The organism is Dapis brunnea BLCC-M229, from assembly GCF_050015995.1.
In the GTDB taxonomy this organism is placed as follows: Bacteria; Cyanobacteriota; Cyanobacteriia; order Cyanobacteriales; family Microcoleaceae; genus Trichodesmium.
In genome coordinates this window covers 1-23,290 of the sequence record NZ_JBNHEP010000011.1, presented here as the reverse complement: position 1 = coordinate 23,290, position 23,290 = coordinate 1, and the positions used below count along the sequence as shown (strand labels likewise).

Below are 23,290 nucleotides of genomic sequence, written 5' to 3'. Positions count from 1 at the left end.
ACAAATAGAACATCAGTTTGTATCAAAGGAGAGCAAGGAGAGCCTTGAAGACTTAATTATTTCGGTAAATAATGATAGAAATAGGTAATACCATTTTCATTAACTTAGGCTACAGTATTCTTATACTTCAACGTGAAATAATTTCCTGAAATTACTGTAGTGTCAAAGTTTTGAGCCTATAAAATCTGACTTTTAACTTTTGAATGCATGACTTCCATGAAACGGTATAACTTATCCAATTCTAGAAGCTTCTTCTAAGTATAAATTCATAGCTTCCCTTTTTCTGGTATAAAACTATTGCTCATTGTCTATTTTCCATTTACCTGCCTTCACACCTATAACTTTTTCAGCAAGTTATACCTACTTAGAAATCCAATCTTTATAACCGAACAAGACCACAGATTTAGACTTAACCTAATTTAACAATTAAAGTTAAGATTTATTCGGTTTTATCGACGTTTCATAAAGAGCGTTATTAATATGTAGTATATAACGTCTCGAATGAATGGAAGGGTTAAGTTATGAAACCTATGATTTGGCATCCTGAACCGAATGACGAAAAAGTTAATCAGTACCTTGACAGCAGCAATAAAGAACCGTGGTTAGCTATCTTGGCAATTGGAGTGATCATTGTTTGTGTTTCTACACTCTTGATTTTGTTAGGAACTGTTTAAGTGGAGTGGTTTCTACTGCGATAGTCGTGGAAGTTGTTAGTCAACCGTTGTCATTAAAATACTTTAAAAATCGAATTTAATATTTAGAGGATCTGCCTCTTGCCTCCTCCGAAGGAGCTAAGACTAACAGAGTATCTGCCTTTTGCAGAGAAACTGCTTTTTTGCGAAGAGCTGGCTCTTTGTTAAATTAATGGGAATTCAACAAAATCAAATGAACCCGCTCCCATTCCACCAGGGGCGGGGCGGGTTTTGATCGATTAATATCATGTACCAAGATTTTTGGTGAAACCCGCCCCTACAATTTTTTTGACGTTGATGAGGTAGGGGCGGGTTCGACGTTAAATTAATGGAAATCACTCCCAATCAAATAAACCCGTCCCCATTCTGGGTTCAATTAATATCAGCATTACCCAAGATCGGGTTGAAAGCGGGGCGGGTTTAGATAAATTAATTATTGATCGCCAGATTTTTGTTGAAACCCGCCCCTACAATTTTTTTAACGTTGATGAGGTAGGGGTGGGTTCGACGTTAAATTAATGGAAATTACTCCCAATCAAATAAACCCGCCCCCATCCCACGTTAAATCAATATCAGTATTTTGCAATGACCATGAGGTAGGGGCGGGTTCCACAGGCAATTTGTCGGCAGTAGCATTAAATTAAATAAACCCGCCCCCATCCCACGTTAAATCAATATCAGCATTACCCATGGCGTGACCATGACCTAGGGGCGGGTTCCACAGGCAATTTATCGGCAGTAACATTAAATCAAATAAACCCGCCCCCAGGGGATATCGTGCAGCACCAAAGCGGGGCGGGTTTAGATAAATTAATTAGTTATCACCAGATTTTTGGTGAAACCCGCCCCTACAGATCGCACTCATTGCCGAAACCAATTAACAGCATCCTGGAGCGCAACTCTAATTGAAGACTGAGGCAAACCTAATTCTTTTACCGCCTTAGAAGCATCATAATACATCTTTTGTTGAGACATCCGCACTCCATCCAAAGGAACAGAGGGTTGTTTTCCCAATGGTGCAATAATTTTTTCATCAACCCACGCTACAGTCAATGGCAACCATACAGGAATAGTTTGTCTGGGAGCAGGTAAACCTGTAATTTCCTCCAATAGATCGAGTAATTCCTTAAGTGTAATATTTTGATTACCTAAAATATAGCGATCGCCACTTTTCCCTTTTTTCAAAGCTAACAAATGACCCCATGCCACATCCCGAACATCTATAATATTTAAACCAGTATCAACATAAGCAGGCATTTGGCGACGCAAAAACCGCAGAATAATATCACCAGTCGGAGTAGGTTTAATATCCCAAGCACCAACAGGGGCAGTAGGATTAACAATTACCACATCTTGACCAAGCTCAAACGCCTTCACTGCTTCTTGTTCGGCCAAAAACTTAGACTTTTTATAATCTCCCACCAACTTCTCCCCTGGAGACTGATGCGTTTCATCCACAACTGCTCCAGAAACTCCCACTCCAATAGCAGCAACAGAACTTGTATAAACCGTCCGCTCAATTTTTGCCCGTCGCGCTGCTGCCAAAACATTGCGCGTACCCAACACATTATTTTTGTAAACTAACTCTCTATCTTTTTGCCACAAAGAATAATGAGCAGCTACATGAAATAAAACTTGACACCCCTCCATCAACTTAGACAAGTCAGAGTCATTTAAGTCTCCCACTACAACTTCTACATCTAAACCCTGAAGATTATCAAGACAACTTGTAGAGCGAACCAGCGATCGCACAGCATAACCCTGCTGTAATAACAACCGCACCAAATTCGCCCCAATAAAACCACTTGTACCAGTAACAAAAGCTTTCAATTTCTAATAAACTATTTGTCAACTTATAATAACCTCTCTCCTACGAGGACAGAGGCTTATTCACCCCCCTTCCCTTGCAGGGAAGGGGGGCAGGGGGGTTAGGTTTTAAACCTTTCAATTTCTAATAAACTATTTGTCAACTCATAAAAACCTCTCTCCAAACCTTTCTCCTACGAGGACAGAGGCTTATTCACCCCCATTCCCTTGTAGGGAAGTGGGGCAGGGGGGTTAGGTTTTGAGGATTCATCGGTTCCATGCAGCACTTCTCAAAGACCTTCTAAAATCCTACAGGATCGACTATTCCACTCTTGCAAGATCTTCTACTTCTCGGCACTAAAACATCTGCCAACTTTTCCCCAACTAGAGGTCTGCGCATTTTAATTTGAAGTTCACTAATCAACCCATCCTTACATCTAATTCTCACACTTTCACCTGCACCTTCTCCAAACGAATTGTCAAAAGCTGCTTCAATTTGAGACTGAGTAATAGTTTTACCAATATTTTCTGCAAATAAATCTTGTACTTGCGAAGCATTAACTTCATTCAATAAATCTATAGAAATGTCGTAGTAAGTATCCTCATCTCGACCATCGCAAGTACCATGTTTAATCCACTCGTGGCGATGTAGGTAAGACTGCTTACCAGGCATCACTATATCTAATTCAGAGGTAGTCTGTTCATCCAAATTTAGGGGCGGTAAATCATCCCAGTCTCTCTGCTTAGAATCATTTATATCTTCAGAAGAAACTCCACAGTAGGCAAGTTTGTCAGGCCACAAACCATGTAAAGTAAAGTTAGTCGCATCATAGCGGTCTTCTGTTTGAGAGATACATTCAGGTTTACTTCGCCTTGTCTGACAAAAACTAGGTTGCCAGCTAATAGCAAGTACATATTTCTCTGCACAACCTTCATCAGGACAACCTACTCCAGTTTTATTTCCTTCTGGTTTACTTTGCCCAGCAGAATTAAATTGACCACAGTTTTTGTTTACCCATTTACTTTCTTCATCTACTTTTAGATAAAAATAGTCTCCAAATTCTTTATTTTGTCCTAAGACTGGGTAAGTTTTTCCTTGTTCAACAGTTACAGGATTGGTTTTCTTTCTGATACTTGTGTAAGCTTCACAACTATTGTTAATAGTAAAATTTCCATTAACTTCATAGAAGGCGAAAGCTGGATTTTGTCCAAGTAGGAAAAAACATAGTAAGAATGTGATTATTAATCTCACGACATCTCCTTTTTAATTGTTGTTGTACAACTACTTCAATATATCTGAAGCAGTAACAGCATACAAGCATTAGTTTCAGAATATCCAATACCTAATCTCCTGAAGTTATTTAACTACAAAGGAAAGGAGAGAAATTGAAGTATTTTCTACATTATAGAAAACTTTGACTTTTTTGATTTTTACTTTGGCATTGGTGATGGGTGGCTATGATTTTTCTGGCATTGTAGAAACCGGGTTTGTATTAGACATCTCCAGAAAAGAGGAAGTAGTAGGGACGTTGCATGCAACGTCCCTACGAGGTTGGGAAAAGATTGTTTATTACAGTTATTTAATGAGACATGATGTTAATTTATGAAACTTACCCACACTCATAAATCTAGACACGCTACTACAGATGGTGTAGAACCTGATATTTTGCGCAAGTCCTGACAAAAATATAGCGATCGCTGCCTTATCGCTGAAGTCAGAAGCAGTAGACATCTCCAGAAAAGAGGGAACAGGGAACACTTAACAGGGAACAGGGAAGAATAATCGATCATTTCTGGATAAGAATTGATTTTACTTTTTATTTTTGGAGATGTCTAGTAGTAGACTGACACATATTCAATGGTGTAATAAGTGTAGATTGGGTTGAGGAACGAAACCCAACAACTATCTTTCTCTCCTACTCCCTACTCCCTACTCCCTAACAAAGACAAAGACTTCTCAACAGAAACCAAAGTATTTGCACAAATTACCCCTGAAGCAGCAACCGCTGGTACGCCAATACCAGGCATTGTACTATCTCCCACCCGATACAAACCAGAGATAGGAGTTTGAGGTCCAGGAAAACTACCTTTACCAGCAGCAATAGCAGGTCCGTAAGTACCCTGATAACGACGCAAAAAGCGAGCATGAGTCAGAGGTGTACCAATTAACTCTAGAGTTATACGTTGGCGAATATCAGGAATTACTTTTTCCAAAGCTAGAAATAAAGACTCTGCTTTTTCCCGTTTCCGTTGGGGATAAGATTCATCTTTTTGCCAACCAGAAAAAGACTCTAAAGTATAAGCATGAACAACATGATGACCGGGAGGTGCTAAAGTAGAATCCCAAACCGAAGGAATAGAAATCATACAAGTATTGCCTGGAGTAGAAATATCAACATCTCCATCCAAAACAACCACATGATGTCCAGTCAAACCTTCTAAACCATCAGCACGAATACCTAAATGTAAGTGCATAAAGCTTTCCACCGCAGGAGTCGCCAAAGCAGTTTCACGCAAAGAGGTAGGTAAATCTTCAGGTCTCAATAACTGAGTATAGGTATCCCAAATCGTGGCATTAGAAATAACAATAGGAGCTTCTATAATTTCATCACCTCTCAAGCGGACCCCTACAACTTTACCAGACTCTATTAATATTTGTTCCACATGAGCATTCAAGCGTAATTCACCACCCCAACGTTCCAAACCTCTAACCAAAGCATTAACTATTGCACCACTACCACCAATAGGATATTCAATAACCGAGTTAGAACGTTCTCCAAACATAAACGCCACTTCTGGAGCAACAGTACCATCAGCTTTTAACCCAGACAGGAGAAAACATTCCAAATCAATTAAACGGCGCACCCAAGGGTCTTTTACCCATTTATCCATGATTTGTCCGACGGAACCTCCTATATCCCCAAGGGAAGGTAACATCTTCAGTAAAGATAGTCCATATTTTCCCAATAAAATTGGTATTAACCAAAAATCAGCCCTTAAAGCTATAGGTGGAACTTCTTTGAGACCAGCATATAACCGTAAAAGATTATCTTGAAAAAGTTTTAATTCCTGAGCGCCTTGAGTTGTGAAGTGAGCAACAGCTTCTAGATAAGATAACCCATTACTATAGACAGGCAGACTACCTTCAGGAAAATGGTAATGTCCGAGGGGGTTATAGACAACTGTCTCAATAGATTCGCCCAAAATGTTGAGGACTGTTTGTAAGGGATTAAGACTATAAGGATCAGCTAACCCACAATAAAAAGATGGACCAGAATCAAAATGGAAACCTTGACGGGAGAAAGAGTGAGCTGCCCCTCCAGGAATAGTATGGCTTTCACAAATTACTACCTTTTTGCCATAGTAAGCAAGCATTGCTCCAGCAACTAAGCCTCCTATGCCACTACCAATTACAATCACATCTATATTTTTAAATACCATATAAATTTATTTTTGACAATAATATTTACAGTTATTATTGTTAACTTAATCACTTTAGACTCTAGCAAAGTGGCTGATTGATGACAAATCGACTTAGTTAGTAAGCATTCAGCCGTCAGCTAGCCTCCTGGGTCGTGACTACCTCTTACCTCCGGAGGAGGAGCTGTGCTAACAGAGGAGCTATCCTAGGTCATGCTCCGCAAACGCAATTCAAGTCGCTCCGCGTTTCATGTCGGCTCTTAGCCGAAAACGTTAACAGCTAGCCTCCTGGGTCGTAACTACGTTAACAGCCATTGCTTTTGACCTTAAAGTCTATATTCATTTATAGCGCTTTTCATTAACATAGAATACAGAGATTTTGGCTTAAAGGCACTTATGCTGAGGGGAGAAAGAAGGCAGAAGTTTTGTAGTCAACACTTTGGAAAACCTCTATAAATCACGTCCTTAAGGCTATCCATTATATAGAATCAATTAGTTATCCCATCGCGCTCGGAGTCATAATTTAGAATTTAGAAAGGATTTGAATAGCATGAATTTTTAAATTCTTATTCAATTTCAATATATAACATCTGTATTCAGAGGAAGTAATTTGGTGATTACTGTATAACCGGATTTTATATGATAGCTAGAATGGGCAGATTTGGAGGTGGGGGAGAGTGAGCGCCAAATTACGGCTTGCAGAAAAAAACCTATTTTTAAATACATAGGACTTACGCAGTAGAACGTATTTTCGTCATTGCGACCGACAGGGAAGCAATCTCAAATTCTAGTTTTTCGTACCTCATGCGTAAGTCCTGATACATTTTAATGGCCAATACATAACTTGTCTCTTTTGTCAAGTTTTATCTTAAGTAAAGATGTTTATAAAGCATAAGTCCTTAAGGGCGGGGTCTTATTGCTGAGAGCCGACAGTTAATAGCTGAAAGCTTACCTTATTGCTGAGAGCTGACAGCTAATAATTGAATGCTTACCAGAGTTATATCATTATATAATAGCTTGATTATAGTTTATAGTTAAACTAAATCAAAGACAGCAATTAAAGTAATATTTCTGGCTAAAATTGAGGTTGAAAAACTGACTATTATCAGTAAATTACTTTAATCTTAAATAATTAGAAAGTAAACATTCAGGTATTAGCAGTTAGCTTTTTCTAGATTATAATGCACTAATAGCTTTTTAATTCATGAGTAAGATTGGCTAATCTGCTTTAAGAGTAACTTTTAATTTTTGCTCAATCTTTCAATTATACTTCATCTTTCAAAGATAATAAATTAATAGCTGATAGCTAACGGCTAAATGCTGACATTAGGAAAATATTTTGCTTATTTGGGAATCAAAATTATGGAATCATTTTCAATGATAGATACAATAGTTAAAGAATTAGAAAAAGATGCAGATTTAATTAGGATTAAGAAAGTAATTTATTGTGCTTGTGAAGGTAGATGGGAGAATGATGAAACTAAATTATCAGAAATTAACCTGAAGGAATTAATAGAAGAATTATATAACAAGACAGGGAATATAGAAATCTTAGATCATAGATTATCTCGCATAGTTTCTAAAGTCAATAAAAAAACAGAATATAGTTTATTAGCACAGAAAATTATTGGCAGTGTAGGTAAACTATATCCTGAAGAAGAAGAAGAAGATATGACAGTTATGGAATCTACTCCGAACTGGAGTCTTGAGAATTCAGATGAGCAAACCGTTTTAAAAGGGAAATTAGCAGTAGAAGAATCCTATGCAAGAGACCCTGGAAAATTATTTGATGTTCGGGAAAAAATCATGCAAGGCACTAATCCATTAAAAGCCAAAATTATGATTTTTTCTACCGTAGAACATCAATTTAATTTTAGTGAAAGGGATTGGCTATTACTGAAAACAAAGAACTTAGATAGTTTACTCAGACAAATATTTAATTTATGCTCATCTATAACAGACTTAGAATCTTCTTTATATAGCACAGCTAATAATTTTGAAGAACCAGATGAATATACCCAAGTAGCTCATGTAATTATTAACGCTTTAACCTCCTGCTATTCAGAAGAAATTATCGTTCCTCAAAGTGAAGCACAACCTGAAAAATCTCAAGTATCAGCATCAGATACAAAAAGAACTGATATAGACAGTAATAATTATTTTCAAAAAGCCGGTATTGCTCTGGTCAGTCAAAAAGAACCAGAAATTACGAATGAAGAAAACGAAGCACAATCTATAAGTTCATCTGAACATTCTAGAGCAGAAATCATCAACGAGAGTACAAATCAAACAGAAGAAAAAAATATTGCCGACTCAATTGATTACCAACAAATCGTAAATCCTATTCCTACAAAACCTAAAATAGTAACTCAAGATAATAATAAAAAATTTCCTTTAGGAGGGAAAAATATCCTAGATTCAATCAAACAAAAATTAGAGATAGAAAATGAAATTTCGGACTTAGTCAATCAAAGAGTTGATGCTGTAATGAATGCGATAGAAGTACAATTTATTTCCTTAGAAGAAACTTTAAATAACCTTTTACAAGGTGAGCCAGAAGAAAAACGTTTATCATTAAAATATAAAGCTTTAGGAGATTTAATTAGTAATTTACAGGATAAGTCCACAAAATTCAGAGAAATTCTCAGGCAATTAGAAATAGAAGAAAGGAAAACAATAAACCCTAATAACTCTGGCAATACTATCAATACAGAATTGGAGCAAGAAAAAGAAATTTATCATGAAAACCAACAAAAGATTATTGAATTAGCAACCCAAGGAAATCCCAAAGCAGTTGCTATAATAATTAATCAATTACTTCAGCAACAAGGCATTACAGTTATAGCTGGAAGAAAAAATGGTTATCTGCATATTGTTGTAGAATCAGAACAAATTCCCAATCAAGAAATTGTAACTCCAGTAGTCCAAAAAGAAATCGCTCATTTACAATCAGAATATCTCAAAAATGTCAAAATTCATGGTAGAAAATCAGGCAATAAATCAATTATTTGGACACAAACAATTTCGTTTTAGGGAATAGGGAAAACCCTTAGTCTTTAATTTAATTTTTCTGTATGCCAAAATCCAGGTTTTCCCCAACTACAAAAAAAATTAATGTAGCAGTATTTTTTGAAACTGGTATTATTACTTCTTTAAGCACTTTAAACAAAGGAAAATCATAATGAGTAGTGTTGAAATTCTCAGGAAATATGCAGCAGGAGAAACCAATTTTCGAGGCATCAATCTTAAAGGTATCCAATTAAATAGAGCAGACTTGATTGGCGCAAATTTTTCCGAGGCCGATCTTCAGGGAGCAGACTTGGTGCTAGCATTTCTAAATCGAGTTAATTTCCAACGCGCTAATTTAATTACAGCTAAACTTAGTGGTGCATATCTCACTCAAGCTAACTTGCAAGCTGTTAACATGGCTGATGTCGATCTTCATGGAGCAAACTTACAGAATGCAGACTTTCGACTGGCCAATCTAGAGTTAGCAACCTTGATTGATGCTAATCTGAGTGGGGCAGATATGCGAGGAATTAATCTACAGGGTGCTGACTTGCGTGGTGCTTATATGCGTGGGGCAAATCTCCGCTATGAAAAACGAGCTTATGAAATAGCTAATCTTCGGGGAGTAAATCTGCGGGGAGCCGATATGCGTGGTGTTGATTTGACTGGAGCTGATTTAACTAAAGCTGATTTGAGAGGAGCAAACCTAAGTGAAGTTTTACTTAGAGATGCCAAATTAACTAAAGCAAATTTATCTCAAGTAATTTTAGATGGTGCATTTTTAACAGAAGCTAATTTGGCAGGAGTTAACTTATCTGGGGCGAGTTTAATTAATGCCAAAATTGAAAGAGCTGGATTAATTGATACACGTCTTAATCAGGCTAACTTAACTGGCGCAATTATGGCAGATGTAAAATTGGGTAAAGCTCAGTTAGTAAGAGCTAATCTAACTCAAGTTAATTTAGTCAGGGCAGATCTTAGTCGAGCTAATTTAAGTCAGGCAAATCTCACTAAAGCTGACTTAACTGATGCCTACCTAGCAAAAGCAAATTTCCGTAACTCTAACCTGAATGACTCTATTTTAACTAGGGTTGAATTAAGCACAGCTAATTTAAGTGGTGCTCAAATGCAAGGTGCTTCGATGCCTAATGGAGATATTCACGATTAAGTTTTGATAGGTATTTTCTGGATATTTACAGGGCAATTCATTTAAGTAGACCACAAAATTATTTTGGGATAGGAAGTAGGGAGTACGTCGGAGGAAAATGCTTTTGGGTTGCTCGTACTAACTGTAGTCTATCTATGTGAAAAGCGTTATAAAAATCTTGAGCGCAGAGGTTTTGCAGACAAATTTCACAAAACCTCTACTGCTGCTTCTTGATGATTAGATATCTCCAGAAAATAAACTTGCTCTTTATTTAACATCAGCTATAAGTTGTAAAATTATCTTGCAAAATCATTTTTCGTATTTTTGTATTCAAAATCTATCCCCTATTCCCTATTTCCTATTCCCTATTCCCTATTTCCTGTTCCCTACTCTGGCAAAAAGTCTATTGACTTCTAAATTTGGACTTCCATAAAATTATTGACATATCAAATTTTTTTGTTATATTAATTTTATCCAATATATCAAATTTTCTTGTAATGACAGCATGAAAGAAAACCTACAAGTCCTGGTGAAAGGTTTGAATAAAAAGACCCTCACCATTGGAGTAGCAGTAATGCTAGCTGCTTGTGGTTCCAGCCAGGTAAAACAACAACCGATAAAAATTGATGGCTCTAGCACTGTATACCCCATCACCCAAAAAATTGTCGAAAAATTCAATGCCACTGATAAGCCTGATGTAGAAGTCAGTGCGAGTTTTTCCGGTACAGGTGGAGGGTTTAAAAAGTTCTGTGCTGGAGAAACAGATATTAATAATGCTTCGCGCCCCATACTTAAAGAAGAGATGGAAACTTGCAAGCAAAACAAAATATCCTATATAGAACTACCTATTGGCTTTGATGCTCTAACGATTGTCGTAAACCAGGCCAATAGTTGGGCTCAAGATATTACTCTGTCTGAGTTAGCCAAAATGTGGGAATCTCAAGCCCAAAGAAAAATCACCAAATGGAATCAAGTGCGTTCTTCATGGCCAGATCGACCATTACTGCTATTTGGTCCTGGTGCTGACTCTGGAACTTATGACTATTTTACCGAGGCTATCGTCGGCAAAAATAAAGCTACTCGTAGCGACTACATAGCTAGTGAAGACGACGAAGTGCTAGCACAAGGAGTTAGCAACGATCCCAATGCTTTAGGTTATTTTGGTTACGCCTATTATGTAGAGCATAAAGACAAATTAAGATCTCTAGCTGTTGATAGCGGTAATGGCGCGATCGCACCAACTAAAACAGCAGTAGAACAGGCAAAGTATCAACCCCTAGCTAGACCACTATTTATTTATGTAAATGCGGTATCAGCACAGAATAACCCATTAATGAATGAGTTCATTGACTTTTACATGAACAATGCTCAAAAAGCTGTCAATTCTGTAGGTTATGTTGCGTTTGGGGAAGAGAGCTATATGAAACTTTACCGCAACTATCACAAAACAAAAGTAGGAACTGTGTTTGGTGGAGAAGCACAGCTCAACTTAACTATTTATCAAGTTCTCACGAAACGAACAGAATATTAATTTTACAAATTATGACTATAGATGTACCCCAAGTTAATACATCTGCTGTGCAAGCAGGTGGTAAACTTAGTTTCTTTGAAAAATATTTGACTGTCTGGGTAGCATTGTGCATTTTTGCAGGTATAGCTTTGGGGAAAATATTTCCTGGTGTTGCCAGAACATTAGATGCTATGAGCATTTATCAGGTATCTATCCCCATTGCTATCTGTCTATTTTTTATGATGTATCCGATCATGGTTAAGATAGACTTTACCCAAGCTAAAAATGCTGCCCGCGCTCCTAAACCTGTAATCTTAACTTTAGTTGTTAATTGGGTAATCAAACCTTTCACAATGGTAGCATTTGCCCAATTTTTTCTTGGTTGGTTATTTCGCCCACTGCTAACAGGTACAGAAATATTACGCGGTACAGAAGTATCTCTGGCAGATTCTTACATTGCTGGCACAATATTACTTGGTATCGCACCTTGTACTGCAATGGTATTAATGTGGGGTTATCTTTCTTATAGTAACCAGGGACACACATTAGTAATGGTGGCGATTAATTCCTTGACAATGTTGTTTTTATATGCTCCTTTAGGGCGATGGTTATTGTCAGCAAATAATTTAACTGTGCCTTGGGAAACTATTGTTTTATCAGTCCTAATTTATGTTGGTTTTCCTTTGGCTGCAGGAATGTATAGTCGTTACTGGATTTTTAAATATAAAGGTAAAGCTTGGTTTGAGGGTAAGTTTATCAAGTATTTAAGTCCTGTTTCTACTGCTGCATTATTGATAACTTTAGTTTTGTTATTTGCTTTTAAGGGTGAATTAATTGTAGAAAATCCGTTTCACATATTATTAATAGCAGTACCACTTTTTATCCAGACTAATTTTATTTTCTTAATTGCTTATGTAGCAGCTTTGAAAATGAAACTAAATTACGAAGATGCTGCTCCTGCTGCTTTAATTGGAGCGAGTAATCATTTTGAAGTAGCGATCGCTACTGCTGTTACTTTATTTGGCTTAAATTCTGGAGCTGCATTAGCAACGGTAGTGGGAGTTTTAATAGAAGTGCCAGTAATGTTAATGTTGGTGAAAGTATGCCAACGTACAGCTTTTTGGTTTCCTCGCGAACCAGAAAAAGCAACTTTGTTAGACCCCCGTTGTTGTAAATTATAGTGCGAGCATCTTGCTCGCTCATCCATCTTGCTGGCCGATTTTTCCTACTTTGGCAAATATTTGACAGACCCCTATAGTTAATATCAGAAAAACTAACAATGGAACAACAAACAACTCAACCAATAGCAGAAAACTTGTGGTGGGTGATTCCAGATAAACTAGCAGGAGTTCGGAAACCGATGCCAGAAGAGTTACCAGAACTACAGAAATTAGGTATTGGGGCAATAGTCTCTGTAATGGATGACCCATCTAATTTAGAATTTTACCAACAAGCTAACTTACCTCACCTGTGGTTACCAATTAAAGGAGGAACTGCACCAAGTCCAGAACAAATTAAACAATTACAGGATTTTATTGATAGTCAAAATCATGCAGTTGTAATTCATTGCAGCAGTGGCAGAAGGCGAACAGCGACTATTCTTGCTGGGTATTTGATTAATTCTGGAGCATCCTACGATGATGCTCTTAAGACTATATTAACAGCAAATCCAGAAATTGATTTACGGGAATCTCAAAGTAGCTTTTTACGAGATTTAGCCAAAAATTAAAGAAGCGGTCAGTACTGAGAAAAGGAATCCCAAAAACCTAACCCCCATTCCTTACAAGGGAAGGGGATTAATAAGCTTCTCTCCTACCAGGAGAAAGGTTTGGAGAGAGGTTTTTATAAGTTTACAAACAGTTTATTAGCAATCAGTAGGATTGTTTTAGCTGTTGGCGCAGCATTCCGGAATGCAAATATAAAAGCTGATAGCTAGTTAATATCATGTTCGGATAATCACTTATAATGAAGTTTTTGTTTGTAGTAGGGCTTGATCCCGAACTGTAGATAGGGCTGAGTGAGAGCTATACTACGAACTTTAATTATAATAACTATTTAACCGAACATAATATAAGTTGTTTAAATCATTAAATTTGAGGAATCAAAAATATGTCTATTCTCAAAACTCATATTGCTTTAACAGCAACCAACCTAGAAAAATCTGTTGAATTTTATCAAGTTTTATTTGGAATTGCTCCAATTAAGTATAAATCTGATTACGCAAAATTTGATATTGCTAACCCACCTCTGAATCTTACTCTCAACTTAGCGGAAAATGTACAACCAGGTGGAAACTTAGACCACTTGGGAATACAGGTAGAAACTTCCCAGGAAGTAGCAGCAACAATTGAGAGATTTAAGATTTCCGGATTATCAATATTTGAGGAACATAATACAGACTGCTGTTATGCACTTCAAGATAAAGTTTGGGTTACAGACCCCGATGGTAACCGTTGGGAAGTTTTTGTAGTGAAAGTTGCGGATACTGCACCAGAAAAAAATCTAGTTGTTAGTGTTGAGTCAAATTTAGAAACATCTACACCATGTTGTCAGTAAATTTTTCCGCAACTGCGGGATGATATTTATGCAAAAGTCAAAAAAATAATGACTCAGTTGAGTGGTTAAATTTTGACTTTGGTGCTTTGATAGAGTCTACTAAGTAGGTAGGTGAAAAAATTTACAAGTACGTCCGCAGCGACTGAAGCGGAGCGGAAGGAAGCAATCTCAAGGGTTTCAACTTCTTTAACATTCCGTTACATAGTGATGTTTATTCGTGCCTACCTACTTATTTAATAGCAGAGTATTTACAGAAATAAATTTTAGTTATTCAAAAAAGTAGGGAAAAAATATGGCAATGCGTATAGGAATAAATGGATTTGGTCGTATGGGAAGGTTGGCACTCCGCGTCGCTTGGGAGTGGTCGGAACTAGAGTTTGTTCATATTAATGAAATTAAAGGAGGTACGGCAGCGGCAGCACATTTACTTAAGTTTGATTCTGTACATGGCAGGTGGTCGCCGGAAGTAGAGGCAGCAGGAGATCGAGTAATAATTGATGGTAAACCTCTCAGTTTCAGTCAATATTCTCAACCAGATGAAGTACCTTGGGAAAATTTTGGTATTGATATTGTGTTGGAATGTTCTGGGAAGTTTAGGACTAAAAAAACCCTCGAACCTTACTTTCAGCATGGTGTCAAAAAGGTTATTGTTGCAGCACCAGTTAAAGAAGAAGCTTTAAATGTAGTTATGGGTGTAAACGATAATCTCTATGAACCTGAAAAACATCACTTACTCACGGCAGCGTCTTGTACTACCAACTGTTTAGCTCCCGTGGTCAAGGTGATTCACGAAGGATTAGGAATTAAACATGGAGTTATTACCACTATCCACGACAATACTAATACTCAGATTATTGTTGATGCACCTCATAAAGATTTGCGTCGTGCAAGAGCTACAAGTCTTTCACTGATTCCTACGACAACCGGATCTGCAACAGCGATCGGATTAATTTATCCAGAACTTAATGGTAAATTGAATGGTTTAGCAGTGCGAGTTCCTTTATTGAATGCTTCTTTGACAGACTGTGTATTTGAAGTGATTCGCCCCACTACAGTAGGAGAAATTAACAGTTTATTAGAAGTTGCATCAAAACAACCACCACTCAAAGGAATTTTGGGTTATGAAGAACGTCCTTTAGTTTCCATTGATTATAAAGATGACCCCCGGTCTTCTATTATTGATGCTCTCTCAACAATGGTAGTAGATGAAACTCAAGTAAAAATTTTGGCTTGGTATGACAATGAATGGGGTTATGCTAACCGTATGGCAGAGTTAGCTCGAAAAGTTGCTCTGAGTTTGAAAGAGTCATTGTAATCTTAAAACCTAGGGTAGTCCTGCTCGCGTAATGGTAGATTGGGATGAACAATGCAACTTTATGGGAGCAAGATGCTCCCACTGCCGTTCTTCTTGCAAAACTGCTACAACTAGAAAAAAAATTGTTAAACTTAGAAATAGGAAAATAAATCAAATAAACTAGGGTCAGAATATGGCTGAAGTTTATATTACTATAAAAGATATTTTTAAGTACAGAGTAATTCCAATTGTAGAGAATTTCCTACCTACTGAGAATTTGTTTGAAAATTTAGAAAGAGATGAAATGGTTGAAGTTATAGTTGAGACCTTTATGATAAATGCTTCTCCAGAACAATTCCAAGAAATGAATGACGAAATACTTAGTAATAAAATCAGACCTATATTGGGGGGCAAGTATTGTTTGGATTATTCAGGGATCTAACACCTAAAGAAATAGAATAATTTGATGCAGCAATCAGAGATTTGAGGAAAGTCTAGTAATGCAATATTTATTAGATACAAATATTTTAACTGCTTTTATTAAAAAAGATTCTAGACTATTTTATGGCCTAAATGATGTTAATTATAGAGAAGCAAAACTTTTTATCAGTTGTATTACCTATTTTGAAAGTAAGGGAGGTTTATTAGCGGTTAATTCCCAGAAAAAGTTAGCTATTCTTGAGAATTTGTGTAAAAGCTATATCAATGTTTTGTTTTTAGACAAAATAGAGATAATTAATATCTCCTCTGGTATTTATGCAAATTTAAGGAAAAAAGGAACCCCTATACAATTTGCCGATATTCTGATTGCAGCTACGGCAATTTATCATAATCTAGTTTTGGTTTCTAATAGACATCTCCAGAAAATAAAATTGCCCTTTATTTAGGATGATATATAGTTGTAAAAATTCCTCACAAAATTCTTTTTAGTACCTTTTTCCTAAAAATATATTACCTGTTCCCAGTTAAGTGTTCCCTGTTCCCTACTAGATGCAAAAAGTCTATATCTTTTAAAGTTAGCTATTCTTGAGAATTTGTGTAAAAGCTATATCAATATTTTGTTTTTAGACAAAATAGAGATAATTAATATCTCCTCTGGTATTTATGCAAATTTAAGGAAAAAAGGAACCCCTATACAATTTGCCGATATTCTGATTGCAGCTACGGCAATTTATCATAATCTAGTTTTGGTTTCTAATAGACATCTCCAGAAAATAAAATTGCCCTTTATTTAGGATGATATATAGTTGTAAAAATTCCTCACAAAATTCTTTTTAGTACCTTTTTCCTAAAAATATATTACCTGTTCCCAGTTAAGTGTTCCCTGTTCCCTACTAGATGCAAAAAGTCTATATCTTTTAAAGTTAGCTATTCTTGAGAATTTGTGTAAAAGCTATATCAATATTTTGTTTTTAGACAAAATAGAGATAATTAATATCTCCTCTGGTATTTATGCAAATTTAAGGAAAAAAGGAACCCCTATACAATTTGCCGATATTCTGATTGCAGCTACGGCAATTTATCATAATCTAGTTTTGGTTTCTAATAGACATCTCCAGAAAATAAAATTGCCCTTTATTTAGGATGATATATAGTTGTAAAAATTCCTCACAAAATTCTTTTTAGTACCTTTTTCCTAAAAATATATTACCTGTTCCCAGTTAAGTGTTCCCTGTTCCCTGTTCCCTACTCTTATAAAAAGTCTATATCTTTTTCGGAGATGTCTAATGATTCAGATATGTTGAGAATTGAAGATTGAATTTTAGAAAATTGGTTGCAATAGTTTAAATTAATTAATAAAAATCATGGCTTCTACCACAAGTGCTAGTTTAAGAAATTATGCCCTCGTCACCCTTGCCTACTGGGGTTTCACCATTACTGATGGTGCTTTGCGAATGTTGGTGCTACTGTACTTCCACCAAATTGGCTATACTCCTCTAGAAATCGCCTTTTTGTTCTTATTTTATGAAGTTTTTGGCATCTTTACTAATTTTTTCGGTGGTTGGATCGGTTCACAATTTGGATTAAAAGTCACTCTGTATTGTGGTATTGGTTTACAGGTTTTCTCCCTGATTATGCTTTCTTATGTAGACCAAAGTTGGGCGCAATGGTTAGCTGTGTTTTATGTGATGATAGCACAAGCATTTTCTGGAATTGCTAAAGACTTAACTAAAATGAGTTCTAAAAGTGCCATTCGTTTAGTAGTTCCCCAAGATGCTCAATCATCTTTATTTAAGTGGGTGGCAGTGTTAACTGGTTCCAAGAATGCTCTTAAAGGAGCTGGTTTTTTTGTAGGTAGTGCACTCCTGACATTATTTGGATTTGTCAATGCTCTCTGGATAATGGCAGGAGGTTTGTTTTTGATTATGTTTACTGGTTTAATGTTGCCGAAGGGAATGGGCAAAATTAAGCAGAAGGTGAAATTTAAACAACTTTTTTCTAAAAGTCAGGAAATTAATATTCTTTCTGCTGCTCGCTTCTTTTTATTTGGTTCGCGAGATGTCTGGTTTGTAGTAGCATTACCCGTTTTCTTGCAAGGTACTTTGGGTTGGTCATTTTATCAAGTTGGTGGATTTATGGCTTGTTGGGTGATTGGTTATGGTATTATTCAATCTTTAGCACCGACACTTATACAAAAATTTGGTTCCGGTCAACCTCCACAATCAAAAACTATTCAATTCTGGACATTTACATTAACTGGTATTCCCTGCGCAATCGCTCTAGCAATACAGTTAGGTTTACCTGCTAATTTAGTTATTGTTGGTGGGTTGATGTTATTTGGCATAGTATTTGCTTTTAATTCTGCCGTTCATTCCTACCTGGTATTAGCATTTACTGATGATGACAAAGTAGCTTTAAATGTTGGTTTCTACTATATGGCTAATTCTGGTGGTCGTCTTGCAGGTACAGTTTTATCTGGGTTGGTTTATCAGATATTTGGTTTAGTTGGTTGTCTGTGGGTATCGATGTTGTTTGTGTTAGCTGCAGCTTTAATTTCTTTGAAGTTACCCGATCCTCAACCTAGTAAAGCTATAGCTTGGAAAGCTGGGTCTGGGGATTAATATTATGTCCGTTTGAATAGTTATAAATAACGAGGGAGGAGTCAGGAGTCAGGAGTCAGGAGTCGTACGGGTGATTCGCGAATCACCCGTACAGGTAGGGAAACCGTCGGTAGGGCGATGTACAGGAGGAATAGCCTCTTACCATTTCTTAGAGTGAGGCTATGTTTTTGGTCAAAGAGACATCACCCAGAAAGTCTTTCAATCAATCTTATTATACCAATTTGATAAATATTTGCTACAAATAGTTAGGCTGTTGCTAGGAAGACAGAGTCATGATAAATAGCCTCTAATAGCATTTCTCAAAAACTTTTCTACATTTTATTCAGTGCTTGAGTAGGGGAGTGGGGGAGTACAGAGCAGTAAAATAGGAATAATATACACTGACGCTGCTGATAATCTAATAAAAAGTGATTTAGTTCTACTAATTATATTATGTGCCCCCTCCGGAGGAGCTACGAATTGCGGATAATCAGTTAAAAAAAGTATTAGTTTGTAGTTGGGCTTGAGCAACTGATATATATTTAGCGGGCTAAAGCCCAACAAAAGAGCCTAATTATAAGTATTCAAGCGAACATGATATTACTTAATCATTGAAGTGTTGCCTAAGTATAGGATTATTTTTGGTAATTGGAATAATACAATGCACGATAAATATTTGCCACAAATACCTTTTGCCTCTTGCCTATAAACTCGGTTTTGTCACATTCTTTAAGTGGGCAAAATTACCATCTTCAACATTAACATCAGCCTATTTTTCAAGTAGTGGCCAAGTTTTATGAAGATTCGTAAAGACAAGCCTTCGTGTCTCTGGGAATCTACTATAAATTGTACTTATGAGTCTAACCTATCTCCGTTGTTACACGGCTTTTACCTCTTCATCTTCTAATCCGTTTTTTCAAAGCCATACATCCGGAAATCAATTAGTAGTTTAACTACCTAATTATTGATGGATTTTTGATTGATACATCAGGGGTATATATGAGCAGGATTCACTTGCTTGTTAACAATAATTAACATTATTTTGTCAGTAAAATTGTGACTATAGATAGCCTAGATATTAAATATAAAGATCGTTAATAGTCTTTTTTCAAGCTAATTCCGTTAATTGAATATGTTAGTATATAAGTAGAAATTTTTATTGGTTTATCTATAATTTATCAGGATTGGAAAAACTAATATAGTTACATATTGTCAATATATAAATATTAGTAAAGATGCATATTTATTCCTGTTGTTATTTATTTTTTGGAGTATTCTGAAATTAGAGAAACAAAAGATTGTTCTCAAACATAATTCAAGTTTTTTAGAGGAAAAAAAGATGAGAAAATTTCTCTTTTCACAGAAGTTTGCTCCCCTAGGAGTTGCTGCTCTCAGCGCAATCGCTGCTACTAGCATCGCCACCGCTCCTGTTCAGGCTGCTACTGTTAGTAATGGCGATACAGCTGGTTGGGGTAATGGAACCGATGATTTTTATGCGGGTGTAGGAAACGATAATTTTAGCGTTGACCTTAATAATGGTGCTTTTTTACTGTTCCCTAGCGGTACAGGAATTTTTGAAGATTTTGATTTTCCTGAAATCCTACCTCCAGCCCAATTTCCTATCACAATGAACTTTACTAAAATTGGTGGTACTGGTGCAGTAACAGACCCTTTCAAATATACTCTTGATAACAATGTTATCTTTAATTTAGGAATCAGTGGAGATGCTGTAGCTCCTATTACTTACACTCAAATTGCAGGCAGTCAGTTTGATTTTATAAAAGATGCTGTAATAACTGAGGGAGAGCTTGACCTTAATTCTAATCAAAATGGTTTCTACACAATTGATGGCGTTAATTATCAAGCAAATGAAACCTTTCAACTAAGTGATCTTGCAACGATAGGACCTGGTGGAGAATATGATGTGGAAGCTGAGATTTCATCTGTCCCCGAACCAGGTACTATCCTTGGACTTCTCGCTGTTGGCGGTTTAGGCTTAGGTATGAAGCGCAAGAAGCAACAGTAAAACACCGATGGCTGTTGCTTGTTAAAGGCTAATTTTATTGCTTCGCTCGTTTGCGCAGCATAACAAACGGAAAGTCAGAAATATGACTTCAGATGTCCCCGCAATAAATTTCATTTAAGCAGATTAAAATTAGTGGCGAGTTTCAATCTCCCACTAATTTTTACTTCTGACTTCTGAGTTCTGATTGATAGCTGTTAACTGTATAGCGTTTTAGCAAATTTAGCTAATTCGTCGAGAAGAGAAATTTCGGGAGTATAAATGAATCCATTCTCAGGTATTGCAAGATTGCATTAAGCGGTTCAACAATTAATAATTAATAATTACCTCTCCTTGAAAAGAAGAGGATTGACGCTTAAGGAAAATTTTTTCTTTTTTCTCCTTTAAAGGAGAGGCTTTAAACCTTAATTATTCAGTAAAGTTAGCATTTGAACCCTAGTTGAAAACAAAACAGACAAAAACGGGCAGCGCTTAGGACGAGCAAGATTTAAAAATAAAAGCCGTTATCGCAGTTTCACATCCCACACCATCGTCATCAATTTGCAGATGAGAAATTATCCTACACAGAAAAGCATCAGTTCTCTGTGTAGGTTTCTGATGTTTTTGTAAATAGATATTATGTTAAATATATTAGCGATCGCATATCATCAAAATTCCTTTTTCCGAACCTATTGGAGATATGAACTTATTTCCTCCTAATGCTGTTTTACCAAGAACTTTACCAGAAGCAGTTATTCGTCTGATTACGATAGGAAGATATCTGCGAGTATTACAATCAATTTGCACGCCCATATAGACTTCTCTCATTCCATCTTTGTCGTCCTGGTCGTATTGCTTTAATATTTCTGCTCCCCACAAATTATCGCCCAGGTATTCAATAGTGTTCATGTTGATTGACGTTGTTACTATACGGTTAGCACCTACGGGATACCAATCTAACATCCGTTGTGTTATCAGCAGACTTGCAAAAAGTTCAAACATAATTTATTTCTCCATAACTGTAGTTAGTTTAGCTGACTTTGAACTTTCGTGTACAATTTATTCTAGAATTGCTCTACATAACAACATATAGGTGTAGGGGCAAGTTTTGAAGAGTGGACTGACTGAATTATCAATCTACTTCATATAGATTGGAAAATTTTTAGATTTAAAGAATGGTAAAGGAGAAAAAGTTAATGATGTACCTAACTCAAAAAAAGCTGGATGCCATTGAGTAATGCCATCCGTGGTTAGTTGTTCATAACTGCCATAGTTACTGAAGTCGTAGAAAAAGCCTTCTCTCATCCCTGCTGCTTTGGGGTTGGCATGAATATAACGGATGGTGTTTAATGCTCTTTCTTTGTCGGAGTTGGGGAAGCCATGACAGGTGTATCTTTGCTCCCAAAAATGACCTTTGCGGTTTAGGAGGGCGTTGAATGACATGGCAGAATACCAGTTGATCCAGTGCATGATTTTGGGTATATCATCGGGGTTTTCTGCTTCCATCAAGTAATGGACATGATTCAGCATGATGCATAAGGCGTACTTTGAGAATGGGTATTTTTCCTGTGCTTGTTTGATTATGTGTAGTAGAATTTTCCTGGTTTCTCTGCGTGTGAGGTTGAAATCTCTGTTGTTGCACCGAGTCGTAATGCGGTAGGAATACCCTGATTTAAATTCTCTTTTTGGTCTGCCCATGTCTTTTCAGTTAACACTTAACAGTTAACAGTTAACAGTTATCAGTTACCAGTTGCCAGTTATCAAGTACAGGAGCACTTCTAACTTCTGACTTTAAACTTCTCCTCGAACTTCTGACTTCTGACTTCTGACTTCTGACTTCCGAAGTGCCCTCCTTTAAATTCTCTTTTTGGTCTGCTCATATCTTTTCAGTTAACTGTTTTTAGTTTTTAGTTGCTCGTTACCAGTTAATTATCACAGTTATCATTTTTCAACTTCTTCATTCTGTCTCCTAACTACTGAACCAGTTAGTTATCACAATTATCATTTTTCAGCTTTTAATTACTCCCAACTTCTTCATTCTGTCTCCTGACTCCTGACTCCTGTCTCGTAAACACTGATAACTGATAACTGAAATGTGCCAGGTATCGGGTAGAAAAAAATATTTGGCTAAAGCTTTGATTTTTCCTCTTTTAAGCTATTTCCTTTTTTCTACTGCCTAGCATTAAACCGCCAAGTGTGATAAAACCTAAAATTAGGCTGGGTTCCGGTGTCGTCGCTGCTGCTGTCGGTGCCCCTTCCCCTCCCCCTGCCTCGGTGAACACAGCAAAGAAACCATGATGAGAGAGGTCATGACCCTGAATGGCTCCGCCAACCAGACCACCGAGCTCGCAGCAGTTCACCGGCCTCTGCGGCCAAACTATTACACCTTCGAGCCGAGTGAGCCCCACGAGTTGATATCCTATCATAAAGGCATTCGAACTCATACCGCCCGGAAACTGCTGGTCCTCAATTGGAGCAGATCCCAATGCTGCATGCACAGCAGAAGCAGCGACCTCGGCACTAGCCAACGTATCGAAATCGAAGCCATCCGAATACACATCACTACCGGGAGCTGTCACAAAGTCCACATTGAACAGGGAGCCATCAACGGCAAGGTCCTCTATAGCATCAATAAAGCTATCGTTATCGGAGTCTATGAGTGTGAATGCCTGACCTGCCTCTGGCGCGAACACTGCGAAAGAAGAAGCCAAGACGGCGGAGCTAACAAAGGCGAAGCAGGAAGAAAATAGTTGTTTCATAGTATCCACTCAATATGATGGGGTAGGGAATGATTATAACTGCCAAGAGCAACT

At 36.9% G+C, this 23,290-nt stretch carries 18 protein-coding genes; 12 read left to right on the top strand and 6 right to left on the bottom strand.

The genetic code is table 11. The features are described 5' to 3' along the window. Nucleotides 1-1,553: 1,553 nt before the first annotated feature. Both hpnA and ACP6PM_RS01285 read right to left on the bottom strand, forming a co-directional pair. Complete coding sequence (gene hpnA / locus ACP6PM_RS01290; RefSeq protein WP_426581113.1) at nucleotides 1,554-2,522, bottom strand: hopanoid-associated sugar epimerase; 969 nt, start codon at nucleotides 2,520-2,522, stop codon at nucleotides 1,554-1,556. Between the two features lie 277 nt (nucleotides 2,523-2,799). Continuing rightward, nucleotides 2,800-3,750 carry a ribonuclease T2 gene (locus tag ACP6PM_RS01285; protein ID WP_426581111.1) on the bottom strand — a complete coding sequence of 317 codons (951 nt, stop codon included), beginning with the start codon at nucleotides 3,748-3,750 and terminating at the stop codon, nucleotides 2,800-2,802. Nucleotides 3,751-3,913: 163 nt separating this feature from the next. Between ACP6PM_RS01285 and ACP6PM_RS01280 the strand changes: the two genes are divergently transcribed. After that, nucleotides 3,914-4,105: a hypothetical protein gene (locus ACP6PM_RS01280; protein WP_426581109.1), complete on the top strand. Its 192-nt coding sequence runs from the start codon at nucleotides 3,914-3,916 to the stop codon at nucleotides 4,103-4,105. Nucleotides 4,106-4,421: 316 nt separating this feature from the next. Here ACP6PM_RS01280 and ACP6PM_RS01275 read toward each other — a convergent pair whose 3' ends face one another. Further along, nucleotides 4,422-5,939, bottom strand: coding sequence for a phytoene desaturase family protein (locus tag ACP6PM_RS01275; protein ID WP_426581107.1), 1,518 nt, complete (start codon nucleotides 5,937-5,939; stop codon nucleotides 4,422-4,424). Nucleotides 5,940-7,280: 1,341 nt separating this feature from the next. On the opposite strand from ACP6PM_RS01275, the gene ACP6PM_RS01270 reads away from it, so the two are divergent. The 11 genes from ACP6PM_RS01270 to ACP6PM_RS01220 all read left to right on the top strand — a co-directional run bounded on the left by ACP6PM_RS01270 (nucleotide 7,281) and on the right by ACP6PM_RS01220 (nucleotide 20,501). Beyond that, a complete protein-coding gene (locus tag ACP6PM_RS01270) occupies nucleotides 7,281-8,951 on the top strand; it encodes a hypothetical protein (protein WP_426581105.1) in 1,671 nt (556 codons plus the stop codon). Between the two features lie 148 nt (nucleotides 8,952-9,099). Next, a complete protein-coding gene (locus ACP6PM_RS01265) occupies nucleotides 9,100-10,095 on the top strand; it encodes a pentapeptide repeat-containing protein (RefSeq protein ID WP_426581103.1) in 996 nt (331 codons plus the stop codon). Between the two features lie 484 nt (nucleotides 10,096-10,579). Further along, nucleotides 10,580-11,605: a PstS family phosphate ABC transporter substrate-binding protein gene (locus tag ACP6PM_RS01260; protein WP_426581101.1), complete on the top strand. Its 1,026-nt coding sequence runs from the start codon at nucleotides 10,580-10,582 to the stop codon at nucleotides 11,603-11,605. An 11-nt stretch (nucleotides 11,606-11,616) separates the two neighbouring features. Next, the gene (arsB, locus tag ACP6PM_RS01255) at nucleotides 11,617-12,765 is read left to right on the top strand and encodes an ACR3 family arsenite efflux transporter (protein ID WP_426581099.1); all 1,149 of its coding nucleotides are present in this window, start codon (nucleotides 11,617-11,619) and stop codon (nucleotides 12,763-12,765) included. A gap of 98 nt (nucleotides 12,766-12,863) precedes the next feature. Then, entirely contained in the window at nucleotides 12,864-13,313 is a 450-nt protein-coding gene (locus ACP6PM_RS01250) for a phosphatase domain-containing putative toxin (protein WP_426581098.1), read from the top strand. Between the two features lie 380 nt (nucleotides 13,314-13,693). Next, complete coding sequence (locus tag ACP6PM_RS01245) at nucleotides 13,694-14,140, top strand: ArsI/CadI family heavy metal resistance metalloenzyme (protein ID WP_426581096.1); 447 nt, start codon at nucleotides 13,694-13,696, stop codon at nucleotides 14,138-14,140. Between the two features lie 292 nt (nucleotides 14,141-14,432). After that, the gene (locus tag ACP6PM_RS01240; protein ID WP_426581095.1) at nucleotides 14,433-15,455 is read left to right on the top strand and encodes an ArsJ-associated glyceraldehyde-3-phosphate dehydrogenase; all 1,023 of its coding nucleotides are present in this window, start codon (nucleotides 14,433-14,435) and stop codon (nucleotides 15,453-15,455) included. 172 nt (nucleotides 15,456-15,627) lie between these two features. Next, entirely contained in the window at nucleotides 15,628-15,876 is a 249-nt protein-coding gene (locus ACP6PM_RS01235) for a hypothetical protein (RefSeq protein ID WP_426581093.1), read from the top strand. Between the two features lie 58 nt (nucleotides 15,877-15,934). Then, on the top strand, nucleotides 15,935-16,321 hold the full coding sequence (locus ACP6PM_RS01230; protein ID WP_426581091.1) for a PIN domain-containing protein: 387 nt from the start codon (nucleotides 15,935-15,937) through the stop codon (nucleotides 16,319-16,321). 918 nt (nucleotides 16,322-17,239) lie between these two features. Beyond that, nucleotides 17,240-18,496: an organoarsenical effux MFS transporter ArsJ gene (arsJ, locus tag ACP6PM_RS01225; RefSeq protein WP_426581089.1), complete on the top strand. Its 1,257-nt coding sequence runs from the start codon at nucleotides 17,240-17,242 to the stop codon at nucleotides 18,494-18,496. A 1,318-nt stretch (nucleotides 18,497-19,814) separates the two neighbouring features. After that, nucleotides 19,815-20,501 (top strand): PEP-CTERM sorting domain-containing protein, encoded by a 687-nt coding sequence (locus ACP6PM_RS01220; protein ID WP_426581087.1) that lies wholly within the window; start codon nucleotides 19,815-19,817, stop codon nucleotides 20,499-20,501. 627 nt (nucleotides 20,502-21,128) lie between these two features. Here the strand turns inward: ACP6PM_RS01220 and ACP6PM_RS01215 are convergent. The 3 genes from ACP6PM_RS01215 to ACP6PM_RS01205 form a co-directional block, all read right to left on the bottom strand. After that, nucleotides 21,129-21,479, bottom strand: coding sequence for a hypothetical protein (locus ACP6PM_RS01215; RefSeq protein WP_426581085.1), 351 nt, complete (start codon nucleotides 21,477-21,479; stop codon nucleotides 21,129-21,131). Nucleotides 21,480-21,614: 135 nt separating this feature from the next. Next, entirely contained in the window at nucleotides 21,615-22,175 is a 561-nt protein-coding gene (locus ACP6PM_RS01210) for a transposase (RefSeq protein WP_426581083.1), read from the bottom strand. 452 nt (nucleotides 22,176-22,627) lie between these two features. Beyond that, complete coding sequence (locus ACP6PM_RS01205) at nucleotides 22,628-23,236, bottom strand: PEP-CTERM sorting domain-containing protein (protein WP_426581081.1); 609 nt, start codon at nucleotides 23,234-23,236, stop codon at nucleotides 22,628-22,630. Nucleotides 23,237-23,290: the final 54 nt, after the last annotated feature.